The sequence below is a fragment of the Streptomyces sp. NPDC003011 genome, from assembly GCF_053591515.1.
In genome coordinates this window covers 53,074-67,383 of the sequence record NZ_JBSFTY010000015.1, presented here as the reverse complement: position 1 = coordinate 67,383, position 14,310 = coordinate 53,074, and the positions used below count along the sequence as shown (strand labels likewise).

At 72.2% G+C, this 14,310-nt stretch carries 12 protein-coding genes and 1 pseudogene; 9 read left to right on the top strand and 4 right to left on the bottom strand.

Features of this window, described 5'->3' with window-relative positions; translation table 11 throughout:
- Positions 1-27: 27 nt before the first annotated feature.
- The 4 genes from ACWD0J_RS10755 (at position 28) to ACWD0J_RS10740 (ending at position 4,466) form a co-directional block, all read left to right on the top strand.
- A complete protein-coding gene (locus ACWD0J_RS10755; RefSeq protein ID WP_451495420.1) occupies positions 28-1,788 on the top strand; it encodes a protein kinase domain-containing protein in 1,761 nt (586 codons plus the stop codon).
- A gap of 13 nt (positions 1,789-1,801) precedes the next feature.
- Positions 1,802-2,581, top strand: a complete 780-nt coding sequence (locus ACWD0J_RS10750; protein WP_451495419.1) for a prepilin peptidase — start codon at positions 1,802-1,804, stop codon at positions 2,579-2,581.
- Between the two features lie 72 nt (positions 2,582-2,653).
- Entirely contained in the window at positions 2,654-3,853 is a 1,200-nt protein-coding gene (gene mqnC, locus ACWD0J_RS10745; protein WP_451495418.1) for a cyclic dehypoxanthinyl futalosine synthase, read from the top strand.
- Positions 3,854-3,860: 7 nt separating this feature from the next.
- The gene (locus tag ACWD0J_RS10740) at positions 3,861-4,466 is read left to right on the top strand and encodes a hypothetical protein (RefSeq protein ID WP_451495417.1); all 606 of its coding nucleotides are present in this window, start codon (positions 3,861-3,863) and stop codon (positions 4,464-4,466) included.
- Between the two features lie 13 nt (positions 4,467-4,479).
- Here the strand turns inward: ACWD0J_RS10740 and ACWD0J_RS10735 are convergent, their stop codons facing one another.
- Complete coding sequence (locus tag ACWD0J_RS10735) at positions 4,480-5,508, bottom strand: chitinase (RefSeq protein WP_451495416.1); 1,029 nt, start codon at positions 5,506-5,508, stop codon at positions 4,480-4,482.
- A 307-nt stretch (positions 5,509-5,815) separates the two neighbouring features.
- Here ACWD0J_RS10735 and ACWD0J_RS10730 point away from each other — a divergent pair, with 307 nt between their 5' ends.
- From ACWD0J_RS10730 to ACWD0J_RS10715, 4 genes are read left to right on the top strand one after another with little or no spacing between them, the layout of a single operon-like run.
- Entirely contained in the window at positions 5,816-6,196 is a 381-nt protein-coding gene (locus ACWD0J_RS10730; RefSeq protein WP_451495415.1) for a hypothetical protein, read from the top strand.
- On the top strand, positions 6,193-8,538 hold the full coding sequence (locus ACWD0J_RS10725; RefSeq protein ID WP_451495414.1) for a bifunctional polysaccharide deacetylase/glycosyltransferase family 2 protein: 2,346 nt from the start codon (positions 6,193-6,195) through the stop codon (positions 8,536-8,538). Before ACWD0J_RS10730 ends, ACWD0J_RS10725 begins: the two co-directional genes overlap by 4 nt.
- A complete protein-coding gene (locus ACWD0J_RS10720; protein WP_451495413.1) occupies positions 8,538-9,644 on the top strand; it encodes an acyltransferase family protein in 1,107 nt (368 codons plus the stop codon). Before ACWD0J_RS10725 ends, ACWD0J_RS10720 begins: the two co-directional genes overlap by 1 nt.
- A gap of 37 nt (positions 9,645-9,681) precedes the next feature.
- The gene (locus ACWD0J_RS10715) at positions 9,682-10,377 is read left to right on the top strand and encodes a demethylmenaquinone methyltransferase (RefSeq protein ID WP_451495412.1); all 696 of its coding nucleotides are present in this window, start codon (positions 9,682-9,684) and stop codon (positions 10,375-10,377) included.
- Between the two features lie 157 nt (positions 10,378-10,534).
- Here ACWD0J_RS10715 and ACWD0J_RS10710 read toward each other — a convergent pair.
- Together ACWD0J_RS10710 and ACWD0J_RS10705 are read right to left on the bottom strand one after the other, a co-directional pair.
- A pseudogene (locus ACWD0J_RS10710) lies at positions 10,535-10,835 on the bottom strand (PASTA domain-containing protein).
- Positions 10,836-10,995: 160 nt separating this feature from the next.
- Positions 10,996-11,502, bottom strand: coding sequence for a GNAT family N-acetyltransferase (locus ACWD0J_RS10705; protein ID WP_451495411.1), 507 nt, complete (start codon positions 11,500-11,502; stop codon positions 10,996-10,998).
- A 99-nt stretch (positions 11,503-11,601) separates the two neighbouring features.
- Between ACWD0J_RS10705 and ACWD0J_RS10700 the strand changes: the two genes are divergently transcribed.
- Entirely contained in the window at positions 11,602-12,891 is a 1,290-nt protein-coding gene (locus ACWD0J_RS10700) for a geranylgeranyl reductase family protein (protein ID WP_451495410.1), read from the top strand.
- A gap of 213 nt (positions 12,892-13,104) precedes the next feature.
- On the opposite strand, the gene ACWD0J_RS10695 is transcribed toward ACWD0J_RS10700, so the two are convergent.
- A complete protein-coding gene (locus ACWD0J_RS10695; RefSeq protein ID WP_451495409.1) occupies positions 13,105-13,938 on the bottom strand; it encodes a C40 family peptidase in 834 nt (277 codons plus the stop codon).
- Positions 13,939-14,310 lie beyond the last annotated feature (372 nt).

Genomic DNA, 14,310 nt, shown 5'->3' with positions numbered 1-14,310 from the left:
CGCGGGGGACGCGGGGGAGGGGGCGCCATGCAGCCGCTCGGGATCGACGAACCCACCACCGTGGGGCCCTACCGGCTGCTCGGCCGGCTCGGCTCCGGCGGTATGGGCCGGGTCTACCTCGGCCGCAGCGCCGGTGGCCGCACGGTCGCGGTCAAGATCGTGCACCCGCACTTCGCGCTGGACGAGGAGTTCCGCGCCCGCTTCCGCCGCGAGGTCGAGGCGGCCCGGCGGGTCGGCGGCGCCTGGACCGCGCCGGTCCTGGACGCGGACCCCGAGGCGCCGGTGCCGTGGGTGGCCACGGGGTACGCGGCGGGCCCGTCCCTGTCGGTCGCGGTCACGGACGGCGGCCCGCTGCCGGCGCCCACGGTACGAGCCCTGGGCGCGGGCCTCGCGGAAGCGCTGGCGGCGGTGCACGACCTGGGGCTGGTGCACCGGGACGTGAAGCCGTCCAACGTCCTGCTGACCCTCGACGGCCCCCTGCTGATCGACTTCGGCATCGCGCGGGCCACCGACGGAACGGCGTCCCTGACCTCCACCGGCGTCTCCATCGGCTCGCCCGGCTACATGTCTCCCGAACAGATCCTGGGCAAGGGCGCGACAGGAGCGGCGGACGTCTTCTCCCTGGGCGCGGTGCTCGCGTACGCGGCGACCGGCGCGGCCCCCTTCCCCGGTGACTCCTCGGCCGCCCTGCTCTACAAGGTCGTCCACGAGGAACCCGAACTCGGCCCGCTGGACGGGGAGCCGCGCGAGCTGGTGGCGGCGTGCCTGGCCAAGGACCCGGACGCCCGGCCCACCCCCGGCGAGCTGGCCCGGCGCCTGGCCCCCGAGGGGGCGGCCCGGCTGGTGGCGGGCGGATGGCTGCCGGGGGCGCTGGTGGAGCAGGTGAGCCGGAGCGCCGTGTCGCTGCTGAACCTGGACGCGGGACAGGGCGGGCGGGAGGCGCCCTCGGGGCCGGTGGGGTTCAGCAGCCCCTCGGTGGCGGCCGCCGGGCTCGGGGAGTTCGGGCCGCCGCCGGTGATGGCCGGGTCGGGGACGCCGAGTGCGCCGGCTCCCCGGGTGCTGCCGGTCCCCGTCCCGGAGCCCCGCGACCGGCGTCCGCATGCGGGCCCGCCCGGTACCGAGCCCGCCGCCGCTCCCGCCGCTCCCGCCGCTCCCGCCGAGTCCGCCGACCGCCGTGGCCCCGGCCGGCTCTCCGTCTCCGTCTCGGCGACCTCGCAGACCGGGCCCGGTACCCGGGGACGCCGGCTGAGCTGCACGGTGGCGCTGGCGGTCGCGGGGGCGATGGCGGCGGTGACCCTGGGGTCGGTGTTCCTGTCCGACCTGCTGCCGGGCGACGGCCGTGACGATCCGAGCGCCTCCGACGACGACGGCGCGTACTCCCCGGCGCCGAGCGCCTCGACCAGCACGGGCCAGGACACGGCCCCGGGCGGCCCGGCCGCCGTCCCCGCCGCCTACCTCGGCACCTGGGAGGGCCAGGCCGCCGCCCTCGACGGCACGCTGCCCATGGGCACCTTCCGGCTGACCGTCCACCGGGCCGCCGTGGGCGGGGAACTGGGCACGCTCCGGCACACGGACGTGCTCGGCGGCGTCTGCGACGACGTCCTGACCGTCAAGCAGGTGACCGGAAAACAGGTCGTCGCGTCCGCCGTCGGAGCCGAGTCGAACCGCAGTGTGTGCAACCAGGCCGCGCACACGGTCCGCCTCACGCCGGTCGGTGACGACCTCGACTACCAGTCGGACAGCGAGGGTTCGGGGCGGCCCGGGGCACGGCTGTCGAAGGTCGGATGAAGGACCTCCCGGGATGACCGGCCTGCTGATCGCCCTCGCCGCGCTGTGGGGTGCGGCGGCGGGGACGCTGGTCCCGCGCGCGGCCTACCGGTTCTCCGTCCCGCAGGAGGAGCACTGGCGCCGGCTGTGCCCCGGCGGGCATCCGCTCCGGGGGCCGGCGCGGGGGTGGATCGGGCGGGCGCGGTGCCCGCAGTGCGCGGGCGGGGCCGTCGCCGCGCGCGACGCCGGAACCGTCGTACCGCGGCCCGCCTACGGTCCCGGCACCCCCCTCGTCTCCCTCGTCACCGCCCTGCTCTGCGCCGGCCTCGCCGCCGCCACCGGCCCACGGCCCGAAGTCGTCGTCTGGCTGCTGCTCGCGCCGGCCGGGGTGCTGCTGGCCGCCGTCGACCTCCGGGTGCGGCGGCTGCCCGACGTGCTGACCCTGCCGCTCGCGCTCGCCGCGCTGCTGCTGCTCGGCCTGGCCGCGCTGGTGCCGGAGCACGCGGGGGACTGGGGGAGCGCGCTGCTCGGCGCCCCGGCCCTCGGCGGCGGCTACTTCGTGCTGTGGATCGTCAACCCCGGCGGCATGGGCTTCGGCGATGTGAAGCTGGCGCTCGGGACGGGCGCGCTGCTGGGCTGGTACGGCTGGCCGACGGTCATGCTGGGCACCTTCGCCGGATTCCTGTTCGGGGTCCTGTACGCCGGTGCCCTCGTCGTCGCGCGGCGCGCGGGCCGCAGGACCGCCATCCCGTTCGGGCCGTTCCTGCTCGCGGGCGCGTACGCCGGACTGCTGATCGGTGCGTACGCGGCCTGACGTCTTTCCCGGAACAGGCCTGGCGTAGGCTGGTTCGGTCTGTCCACAACCCTTGACGAAAGGGACGCTTCGGTGACCGAGAAGGCCGACCTCCAGTCTGTGCTCGACCGTGCCGCCGACGGCGGACGGATCACCCCCGAGGAGGCTCTCGACCTCTACCGCGACGCCCCGCTGCACGCGCTGGGCGCCGCCGCCGACGCCGTACGCCGCCGCCGGTACGCGGGCACCGAGCACATCGCCACGTACATCATCGAGCGGAACATCAACTACACCAACGTGTGCGTCACGGCGTGCAAGTTCTGCGCCTTCTACGCGCCGCCGAAGGACACCGCCAAGGGCTGGACCCGCGACCTGGACGACATCCTGCGCCGCTGCGCGGAGACCGTCGAGCTCGGCGGGACGCAGATCATGTTCCAGGGCGGCCACCACCCCGACTACGGCGTCGAGTACTACGAGAAGCACTTCTCCGCCATCAAGCAGGCCTTCCCGCAGCTGGTCATCCACAGCCTGGGGGCGAGCGAGGTCGAGCACATGGCCCGGATCTCCCGGGTGAGCGTGGAGGAGGCGATCCAGCGCATCCACGCCGCCGGTCTCGACTCCTTCGCGGGCGCCGGCGCCGAGCTGCTGCCGGCCCGTCCGCGCAAGGCCATCGCGCCGCTGAAGGAGTCCGGCGAGCGCTGGCTGGAGATCATGGAGGCCGCCCACCGGCTGGGCGTGGAGTCCACGTCCACCATGCTGATGGGCACCGGCGAGACCAACGCCGAGCGCATCGAGCACCTGCGCATGATCCGTGACGTGCAGGACCGCACCGGCGGCTTCCGTGCCTTCATCCCGTACACCTACCAGCCCGAGAACAACCACCTCAAGGGCCGCACGCAGGCGACGCTCTTCGAGTATCTGCGGATGATCGCCGTCGCGCGGCTGTTCATGGACAACATCGCCCACATCCAGGGCTCGTGGCTGACCACCGGCAAGGAGGTCGGCCAGCTGTCCCTGCACTACGGCGCCGACGACCTCGGCTCGATCATGCTGGAGGAGAACGTGGTCTCCTCGGCCGGTGCCAGGCACCGCTCCAACCGGATGGAGATCATCGACCTGATCCGCAAGGCGGGACGGGTCCCGGCGCAGCGCGCGACGACGTACGAGCACCTCGTCGTCCACGACGACCCGGCGAACGACCCCGTCGACGAGCGGGTGATGTCCCACATCTCGTCCACGGCGATCGAGGGCGGCACGGCTCATCCCGAACTGAAGCTGCTCGCGTCCAACTAGGGCCGCCGTGCTGACGATCCACGCGGATGCGCGGGGGCGGGCGCTCGTCGTCGAGGGCGCGTGGATCGCCGGCGCCGGGACGCTGGCGGAGCTCGTGGCCGCGCACCCGGGGGCACGGGTGCGCGAGTGGCCCGGCATCCTCACGCCGGGACTCGTCAACCCGCACGGCACGGAGCTGCTGGAGCAGACCTACCACCCCGATCCGCGGGAGGCCGCCGAGCTGGGCATCGAGCCGCTCACCGGGGACGCGGCGGCGGCACTCCTCGAGGACGAGGCCCGTCGGGGCGCGAGTGCCCGGCGCGGGGTGCAGCGGATGCTGGCGCACGGCACGGTCGCGGCGGCCTGCGAGGACCTGCGCAGCCGGGCGGTGCGGGACGTCGTGCGGCGCTCCGGTCTCGCGGTGGTGGGCCGCCTCGGGCGTCCCGGCGGGGCGCCCGCGCTCGACCCCTGCGCCTCGGGCCTCCCGGTGCAGTTCGCGCCCCCGAGGGAACGGGGCTCCGCCGCGCGGTTCGCCCTGTTCGACGTCCGGGACGAGGCCGAGCTGGCGGAACGCGGCGCGAGCACGTGCGTGGCCACGGTGGCGGACGGGCGCCTGGTGTACCGGCGCCGGTGACGCCCCGGCCCGCTCAGCCCGCGAACGCCTTCGCGAACGCGCCCGAACTCTGCCTCACCCCACTGCAGTTGGTGGACGGATCGTCGGACGCGGAGTCATCGTCCTCGCACTGCTGGTCCCGGAACGTCGACCACATCGACACCCAGGCCACCGCCTTCTCCTCGGCGAACCTCCTCACCTGGGCCGCGTCGGAGAGGGTGAACGTCTCGCCGTCGACGTCGTTGACACCGACCATCGAGGTGAGCGCCATGCCCCGCCAGGCGTCCGCGCCGGACAGCCCGAACACGTCCTTGAGCTGGGTGTGGGCGGCCTTCGCGGAGGTGAGGGCGTAGTCACCCATGTCGCCGTCGTACGACTCGCCGTAGTTCATCGTCATGAGGTTGACGGTGGAGACCTGTACGTCGTGCGCGTTGGCCGACTCCAGGAGGGCGAGGCTGTCGGCGTCGAGGCCGGAGGGCATGACCGGGAGGGTGAAGGAGACCTGGAGGCCGGCGCGTTCCTCCTGCAACGCGGCGATGGCCTCGGAGCGCAGGTCCACCGAGCCGGAGTCGGTCAGTTCGTCGCCCTCGATGTCGAAGTCGGCCCGGGTGGAGCCGGCCGCGTCCAGTGCCTCCCCGTACGCCTCGGCCAGCTCGGCCGCGCTGTCGCAGGTCGCCGCCAGCTCCTCGCCCGAGGCCCCGCCGAAGGAGACGCGGACCGTGGCGCCGTCCTCCTTCAGCCGCGCGATCCGGGACGCCACCGACGTGTCGCCGATGGCCGTGGTGCCGTTCCACTTCGGGGTGCAGGCGCTGCCGTCGGAGATCACGAAGGCCAGGTTGTAGGTCGTGGGGGAGCCCGTGGAGTCGAGGTCGGACGCCTCCGTGGCGCTGACGTAGGGGGCGTACGCGGTGGCCGCGGACGCCTCCTCGCCCGGGGACGCGGTCGTCCGCCGGGAGGCCTCGGGGGTCGCGTCCGATGTGTCGTCGGACTCCGCGGAGCAGCCCGCGGTGGCCAGCAGGAACAGGCAGGCGAGCCCGGACGCCGGCTTCAGGAGACTCCGCATGGCGTGTACACCCTCTCTCGTGATTTCTGTCTCAGGACGGAAACAAAAAGTGTTTCCGGAGTGGAAATGTCTCACACGCGGACGTGCCGCGCGGGAACAGCGACCCCATGGAAACCGCACAGACAGAAGCGGTCAAAAGGTGCGCAGAGTCTGTTCTATTCGGGCATTCAGCCCCTTTCCCTCGGCCCCGGGTCGTGCGGGCTTTCCTGGAATCTCTCAGGAGAAGGACAGGTTGGGGAGTTTCTCATGGGCCTCTCACAAGAAAGCCCGAGTTTGTGCCACATAAAGAGTCCCTAATATCCGGGGAATGCATTCCGAGCCTGCCATCGAAAACCGCGCCGCCGTTCAGCGCGGCCGCCGCCGCAAACGCGGCAGCGGGTCCGTCGAGGGACCCGTGTTCGTTGACAACTCCGGTCGCCGGTCCAAGCTGCTGCGCCGGATCGGTCTCCTCGTCGGTGTCGTCTGTCTCGGGTACGCGGTCGTGCTCGGCATGGCGTTCATGGGCATCGGCATCTCGGCCAACCCCTCCTCGCTGGTCCCCTTCGGCGGCGGAAGCGGTGGCGGACCGGGCGGCGGCGGCCCCGCCGGCTACCAGCCGCTGGGCGGCGTCGGCGACCCGGCCGTCCGCCCCAGCGGCACCCCGTCGGCGCTGCCCACGGCGCCGCCCACCGCCTCGGCGGCCTCATGAACCCGACGACGCCCCCCTCGCGCCGCCGCAGGCGGGCCCCCTCCCGGATCGAACGGGCGGCGGGCAGGGCCGCGGCGCTCCAGAAGCCGCGCGTCATCCTCGCCCTGCTGCTCCTGCTCGCCCTGACCAGCGTCATGCTGCTGGACGGCTATCTGCGCGCCGAGGTCGGCGGTGACCAGCGAGTGCGCGACGGAGCCAGCGCCGGCAAGGTGCCGGACAAGATCCTCAACGGCGGGCCGATCATCTCCTTCCGGAGCGGCCAGGCGACCACGATCTCCGTCCCGGACAAGACGATCGCGCTCACCTTCGACGACGGCCCGAACCCGACGTACACGCCCGACATCCTGAAGATCCTGGAGAAGTACGACGTCCCCGCCACGTTCTTCCTGGTCGGGTCGATGGTCTCGCGCTACCCGGACATCGTGCAGGACATGGTCGAGCAGGGCAACGAGGTGGGCATCCACACGTTCACCCACGTCGACCTGTCCTATCAGAGCGACGCCCGGATCAGGCGCGAGATGACCCAGACCCAGCTCGCGCTGGCGGGCGCGGCCGGCATCACGACCACGCTGTTCCGGGCGCCCTACTCCTCGCAGACGGACGCCATCGACAACTACAGCTGGCCCGTCTACAAGGCGCTCGGCGCCGACGGCTACACCAGCGTCTTCGTCGACACCGACAGCGACGACTGGAAGAAGCCGGGCGTCTCGAACATCGTCAAGTGGGCCACCCCGAAGGGGACCACGGGCGCGTCGGTCCTCATGCACGACGCGGGCGGCGACCGCGAGCAGACGGTCGAGGCGCTGCCGACGTACATCAAGAAGATGAAGGCGAAGGGGTACACCTTCACCACCATCAGCGGGGTCATGCGGCAGGCGGACACGAGCGCGAACGGGAGCGCGAGCGGGAACGGGAGCGGGAACGGGAGCGCGGACGCGAACGGGACCGGCGGGCAGGCGGCTGGGGAGCAGTCCGCCGTTCCTGTCCCCGGGGAGCAGCCCGCCGGCGGTCTCGGCGGCTCGGCCGTCTCCCCGCTCCAGGCCGCGCACCGCGAGGCCACCGGCGCGACCCTCTACGAGGGCAAGGCCCTCGTCATGGCCGTCGCCGTCGCCGAGTGGGCGGTGCCCACGCTGTCGGTCGGACTGGCCGTGGTCGGCGTGGCGGTCCTGGGCCGCTTCGGGATGATGGTGATCCTCGCCCGCCGCCACCACCGGCAGCGCAACAGACGCCGGTTCAGCTGGGGGGAGCCGGTCACCCGGCCGGTGAGCGTGATCGTCCCGGCGTACAACGAGAAGGAGTGCATCGCCAACACCCTCAAGTCGCTGGCGCTGAGCACCCACCCGATCGAGGTCATCGTCGTGGACGACGGCTCGACGGACGGCACGTCCGAGATCGCGCGCGACGCGGCCGCCTCGCTCGGCATGACGAACGTCCGCGTCATCCGCCAGGAGAACGCGGGCAAGCCGGCCGCCCTCAACAACGGGGTGCGCAGCGCGCGCCACGACATCGTCGTGATGATGGACGGCGACACGGTGTTCGAGGCGGACACCGTACGCCGGCTGGTGCAGCCGTTCGCCGACCCCGCGGTGGGCGCGGTCGCCGGCAACGCCAAGGTCGGCAACCGCGACACGGTCATCGGTGCCTGGCAGCACATCGAGTACGTGATGGGCTTCAACCTCGACCGCCGGATGTACGACCTGCTGCGCTGCATGCCGACCATCCCCGGCGCGATCGGCGCGTTCCGCCGTGAGGCGGTGCTCCAGGCCGGCGGGATGAGCGAGGACACCCTCGCCGAGGACACCGACATCACCATCGCCATGCACCGGCAGGGCTGGCGGGTCGTCTACCAGGAGCACGCGCGCGCCTGGACCGAGGCGCCGGGCTCCCTCAAGCAGCTGTGGTCGCAGCGCTACCGCTGGTCCTACGGCACGATGCAGGCGCTGTGGAAGCACCGCAAGTCCCTGACCGACACGGGCCCCTCGGGCCGCTTCGGCCGGGTCGGCATGCCACTGGTGGTGATCTTCCAGATCGTCACGCCGGTCTTCGCCCCGCTGATCGACGTGTTCACCGTCTACTCGATGATCTTCGTCGACTTCGAGGCGGCCCTGCTGGCGTGGTGCGCGGTGCTGGGCGTCCAGCTGGCCTGCGCGGCATACGCCTTCCGCCTCGACCGCGAGAAGTACCGCTACCTGCTGATGATGCCGCTGCAACAGCTGGCCTACCGCCAGATGATGTACCTCGTCCTCATCCACTCCTGCATCACCGCCCTCACCGGCGGCCGGCTGCGCTGGCAGAAGCTGAAGCGGACGGGCGAGGTCGGCACTCCCGCGGGCGCGAGCTGATGGGGGCGCACAGCAAGGGGGCGGTGCGGCCGGCTCCCGTCGCGGACACGGCTCCGCCGCCGCGGGTGAGGCCCGCGGGCCGCGACCGGTACTTCGACACCCTGCGGGCCGTGGCGCTCGTGCGGGTCGTCGCCTACCACACCTTCGGCTGGGCCTGGGCCGGCCTCGTCTTCCCCTCCATGGGCATCATGTTCGGCCTGGCCGGGACCCTGATGGCGAAGTCCCTGGAGCGTCCCGCGCACACGGTGGTGAGGAGCCGGCTCCGCCGGCTCCTGCCCCCGTTCTGGTTCTGGGGCGTCTTCGTGGTCGTCGCGATGCTGATCCACGGCTGGATGCCGGGCTGGCAGATCGTCTACTGGATCGTGCCGCTCGGCGACCCGCCGGGCAACGCGTGGGGCACCCAGGCCTGGGAGATCCTCTGGTACCTGAGGACGTACCTCTGGTTCGTCCTGCTCTCCCCGCTCCTGCTGCGGCTGTTCCGGCTCGCCCCGGTCCCGGTGCTGCTCCTGTCCCTCGCCCCGATCCTGGTCCTGACCTTCCTCTGGCCGGGCCCGGACAACCGGTTCGGCATCGCGCTGTGGGACCTGTCGACGTACCTCTTCTGCTGGATCCTCGGCTTCGCCCACCGCGACGGCGTCCTCCAGCGGATGAAACCGGCCGTCGTGGTCGTGCTCTCGCTCGCCGCGCTCGGCTACGGCGGCTGGTACGCCCTGTCCCACCAGGCCGAGTCCGGTACGTACGACCTCGACGAGATTCCCCTCGCGCAGGCCTTCTGGTCGGCCGGGTTCGTCATGCTGCTGATGTGGGCCAAGGCCCGCTTCCGCGTCGACTTCGCCGGGCTCGCCCGCTTCCGCCGCCTCGACCGGATCGTCACGGTGTTCAACGCGCGGGCCGTGACGATCTACCTCTGGCACCAGATCGCGCTGATCCTGGCGGTCCCGCTGATCGACCAGTTCTGGAAGGTGCCGGCCTTCGAGGCGTACCTGCCGCTGGAGAGCCAGTGGTTCATGTTCGGCGTCGGCTGGATCCTGATCGCGGTGTCCGTCCTGCTGTGCGGCTGGGTGGAGGACGTGGCCGCGAAGAAGCGGCCGCGCCTGCTCCCCTGAGCCGGGAAGCCCGGGGACGTACTGCAACAATGGGCCCGTGACCCGCGCTTCCCTGAACAAGCAGCCGCACGAAGTCGCCTCGATGTTCGACGACGTCGCGGAACGGTACGACCTGACCAACGACGTGCTGTCGCTCGGCCAGGACCGGGTGTGGCGCAGGGAGGTGGCCGCCGCCGTCGACGCCCGCCCCGCCCAGAAGGTCCTGGACCTGGCCGCCGGCACGGCCACGTCCTCCCTGCCCTTCGCCCGCACCGGCGCCTACGTCGTGCCCTGCGACTTCTCCCTCGGCATGCTCCAGGTCGGCAAGCGGAAGCACACCTGGCTGCCGTTCACGGCGGGCGACGCGACGCGGCTGCCGTTCCGGGACGACGTCTTCGACGCGGTCACCATCTCCTTCGGGCTGCGCAACGTGCACGACACGGACGCCGCGCTGCGCGAGATGTACCGGGTGACCAAGCCCGGCGGCCGGGTCGTGATCTGCGAGTTCTCACAGCCGACCTGGGCGCCCTTCCGCACGGTCTACACCGAGTACCTGATGCGCGCGCTGCCCCCGGTCGCCCGCGCGGTCTCCTCCAACCCCGACGCGTACGTCTACCTCGCCGAGTCCATCCGCGCCTGGCCCGACCAGCCCGCCCTGGCCGAGCGCCTGGGAAAGGCCGGCTGGTCGAAGGTGGCCTGGCGCAACCTGACCGGCGGGGTGGTGGCCCTGCACCGGGGCTTCAAGCAGAGCTGAGTGCGTCGGCCGCCCCCGCGGGCGGGCTGGACGGCAGGGCTTCGGCGCGTCGGCCGGTGTGACCGGCCCCGTCCGTCCGGCCGACGCGGCTCGGTTCGCGGGCGCGCGGGGCCCGGCCGGTGAAGGCCGCGCGGGGCCCGGCCGGCCGGAAACGGCTTCAGGGGGCGCCCGACCCGGCCACGGCGCAGGGGTCTCCCGGCTCGTCCAGTTCCCGTCGCATGCCGCCGCCGCCCGGACCGGGCAGGCGCGGTTCGTGCACGTCCGCGCCTTTGCCGCCCTCCCCCTCGCCGAACTCGAACCACACGGTGACTGACCACGGCCCCGCGCGCGATCTCGGCCCCGGGCGGCGGGTACTGCCGTACGACGTGGTCGACGACCGTGCGGCGGAAGTCGGGCCGGTCGGGCGCGGCGAGCAGGACGCCGCCCGCCTCGGCCGCCTCGCGCGCGTCCACGGCCATCGGACCGACCAGCTTCGGTACGCGCACCTCGGGCGGTTCGGGCGTTGTGCGCACAGACGTCACCCCCAGCGGTAGCCGCAGGGTAACCCCGGCCGGGTGGCGCCCGGAAGCGTCAGGTGCCTTTCCGCAGCAGTCGCATACGGTCAGTGACCGCCCGGGGTCAGAGGTCGAGCCGGTAGCAGTGCGCCTCGCGCTGCGACACCGGCGTCCGGAACACCTCGGCGAGCCGCATGCCCAGGCGCCGGGTCACCGCGACGGACCGGGCGTTGTGGGCGTCGACCATCGCGACCACGTGCGGAACGCCCGCCGCGCGCAGCCGCTCCAGCGTCATCTGCGCGGCCGTGGTGGCGTATCCCCGGCCCCACTGCTCCCGCCCCAGCCGCCAGCCGATCTCGATCTCGCCCGTCGGTCCCCAGTCCCGCTCCCACGGCTGGGCCCCGGTGAAGCCGAGGACCTGACCGGACCCGTCGAGCATCGTCCACAGGCAATACCCCCGCTCGGCGTCGTGCCGGCGCTGGCGGGCGGTGAGCTCCTCGTAGACCGACAACTCCGCGACGGTGCCGCCGTGGAACTCCATGACGTCCGGGTGTGCGAAGGTCCGGTGCCAGGCCACGGCGTCCTCGTCGGTGGGGACGCGCAGCCGTATGACGGGCAGAGCTCGGTTCACGGGGGGCAGCCCTTCAGCCGGTTGATCAATTGTGCTGAATAGACTGCCCGTGTCCAGTGCCGGTCGGCACGCAGATTTCGAACTGGGGGAGATCCCGCCGTGACCGAGCCCCTCTCCGAAAACACCGCCGATGTGATCGTCGTCGGCGCGGGGCCAGCCGGCTCCACCACCGCGTACCACCTCGCCAGGGCCGGACTCGACGTACTCCTGCTGGAGAAGACCGAGTTCCCGCGCGAGAAGGTCTGCGGCGACGGCCTCACCCCTCGCGCCGTCAAGCAGCTCGTGTCGATGGGCATCGACGTCTCCGAGGAGGCCGGCTGGCTGCGCAACAAGGGCCTGCGGATCATCGGCGGCGGGGTGCGTCTCCAGCTGGACTGGCCGGACCTCGCGTCCTTCCCGGACTACGGCCTCGTCCGCAAGCGCGACGACTTCGACGAGCAACTCGCCCGCCAGGCGCAGAAGGCGGGCGCCCGGCTGTACGAGCGCTGCAACGTGGGCGCCCCCGTCCTCGACGACCGCACGGGCCGCATCACCGGCGTGCACGCCAGACTCGGCGACACCGGGGAGAAGCGGGAGGTCACCTTCCACGCGCCGCTGGTCGTCGCCGCCGACGGCAACTCGACCCGGCTCTCGCTGGCGATGGGCCTGCACCGCCGTGAGGACCGCCCGATGGGCGTGGCCGTGCGCACGTACTTCACCTCGCCGCGCCACGAGGACGACTACCTGGAGTCCTGGCTGGAACTGTGGGACCGGCGCGGGGCCGAGGACCGTCTGCTGCCGGGCTACGGCTGGATCTTCGGCATGGGCGACGGCACGTCGAACGTCGGCCTGGGCGTGCTCAACACCTCCGCCTCCTTCAAGGAGCTGGACTGGCGTGAGGTCCTGAAGGCCTGGTGCGCGTCGATGCCGGAGGACTGGGGCTACACCCCGGACAACATGACCTGCCCCATCCGCGGCGCCGCCCTGCCCATGGCCTTCAACCGCCAGCCGCACTACACGAAGGGCCTGCTCCTCGTCGGCGACGCCGGCGGGCTGGTCAATCCCTTCAACGGTGAGGGCATCGCCTACGCCATGGAGTCCGGCCAGATCGCCGCCGAGGTCATCGTCCAGGCCCACGCCCGTGCCACGCCCGCCCAGCGCGAGATGGCCCTCCAGCGCTATCCGCGCATCCTCAAGGACACCTACGGCGGCTACTACACCCTGGGCCGCGCCTTCGTGAAGCTCATCGGCAACCCGAAGGTCATGAAGATCGCGGCCCAGCGCGGCCTGACGCACCCCATGCTGATGAAGTTCACGCTCAAGATGCTCGCCAACCTGACCGACCCGACGGGCGGCGACGCGATGGACCGCATCATCAACGGGCTGAGCAAGGTGGCGCCGAAGGCGTGAGGCGGCCCGGCGGGCGGGGCGGATTCCGGACATGTGCGGACCCGCCCCCCTCGGCCGGCCGCACCCGGGCCACCCCATACGTCCGACGCGGGACAGGCGACGTGGGACAGACGACGTGGGACAGGTCTGCGGGCAGGATGTCCGCGGGCAGGACGGAGGGGCCGCTGCCCCCGAGTGGCTGCGGCCCCTTCCGTGCGGCGGTGTGCCCGTGTGTCAGAGCACCCGCACCGCGCCGGTCGGCGGGTCGTACGACAGCGGCTTCTCGGCGACACCCGTGGACGGGTTCTGCGCGCCGACGAACATGCCGTCACCGACGTACACGCCCACGTGGTACGCGCTGCCCGCGCCGCCCCAGTACAGGATGTCGCCCGGCTGCAGGTTGCTCAGCGAGACCTGGGTACCGGCGGTCGACTGGTCCTGCGAGATACGGGGCAGGTCGATGCCGACCTGCTTGAAGGCGGTCTGGACGAGGCCGGAGCAGTCCCATGAGTTGGGACCGGTGCCGCCGGAGACGTAGGCGTCACCGACCTGTGCCCGGACGAAGGCGATGACCGCGGCGGCCGAGCCGGTGGCCGTGGACGAGCTGCTGGACGAGCTGCTGGACGTGCTGACGGACGTCTCGACGTCCGCCGAGGCGGACAGGGTGGTCCGCTCGCTGTTGCGGGTCGCACGCTCGGCAGCGGCCTTGCGGGCTGCCTCCTGGGCGGCCTTCTTCTCGGCCTCGGCCTTCTTCTTCGCCTCGGCGAGGTCCGCCTTGGCCTGCTTCGCGGCCTTTGCGGCGGCCGCGTCACGCTCGGCCTGCAGCTGGTAGTTCGCCGCCGCCTGCTGGGTGGCGTCGGCGGACTCGGCGACCTGGGCAGCCAGGTCGGCCGTCAGAGCGGGCAGTTCGAGGGTCTGCGTCACCGGCTCGGCGGCGTTCGCCGAACCGGACGCCCCGGCCACTGCCAGGGTGCTGAGGACGCCACCGGCAACTCCGGCCCGCATCGCGACTTTCGACGCGCTGCGGCGGGGTTTCCGGTGGCTGCGTATGTGAGCGGTGTGGGACATGAGAACAACCGGTATCAGGGGCTCCTCCATACCTTCAAGAAACGTGTGGTGCGCCACAGTTGTTCAATGGGGCCCCGAACGTCGGGCGTGTCGCTCTTTCCTGACGCCGTAACGGACAATGCGGACGCACATGATCAAGCCTGTGATCATGGGCTTTCGTCGTTACGCCCGAATTGCCCCGCGCTTACCACCAGTTGCGGTCGGTGGCCAAGCCTCCTTCTCCGGCGGCCGTGACGGGTGTGACGGAGGTCACGCAACGATGGCAAGCGCGACCGCGTCCCGCGCGGAGATCACGGGCGGATTGCGGACGGGTCACGACCCGGCTCCGCTCGTGAACGCGCGCACACGTTCACACCTGCACGACTTCTCCCC

Excerpts from the sequence above, each read along its gene's own strand:
- ACWD0J_RS10755 (WP_451495420.1), top strand. The coding sequence starts at position 28 with ATGCAGCCGCTCGGGATCGACGAACCCACCACCGTGGGGCCCTACCGG.
- ACWD0J_RS10750 (WP_451495419.1), top strand. The coding sequence starts at position 1,802 with ATGACCGGCCTGCTGATCGCCCTCGCCGCGCTGTGGGGTGCGGCGGCG.
- ACWD0J_RS10735 (WP_451495416.1), bottom strand. The coding sequence starts at position 5,508 with ATGCGGAGTCTCCTGAAGCCGGCGTCCGGGCTCGCCTGCCTGTTCCTG.
- ACWD0J_RS10730 (WP_451495415.1), top strand. The coding sequence starts at position 5,816 with ATGCATTCCGAGCCTGCCATCGAAAACCGCGCCGCCGTTCAGCGCGGC.
- ACWD0J_RS10725 (WP_451495414.1), top strand. The coding sequence starts at position 6,193 with ATGAACCCGACGACGCCCCCCTCGCGCCGCCGCAGGCGGGCCCCCTCC.
- ACWD0J_RS10720 (WP_451495413.1), top strand. The coding sequence starts at position 8,538 with ATGGGGGCGCACAGCAAGGGGGCGGTGCGGCCGGCTCCCGTCGCGGAC.
- ACWD0J_RS10695 (WP_451495409.1), bottom strand. The coding sequence starts at position 13,938 with ATGTCCCACACCGCTCACATACGCAGCCACCGGAAACCCCGCCGCAGC.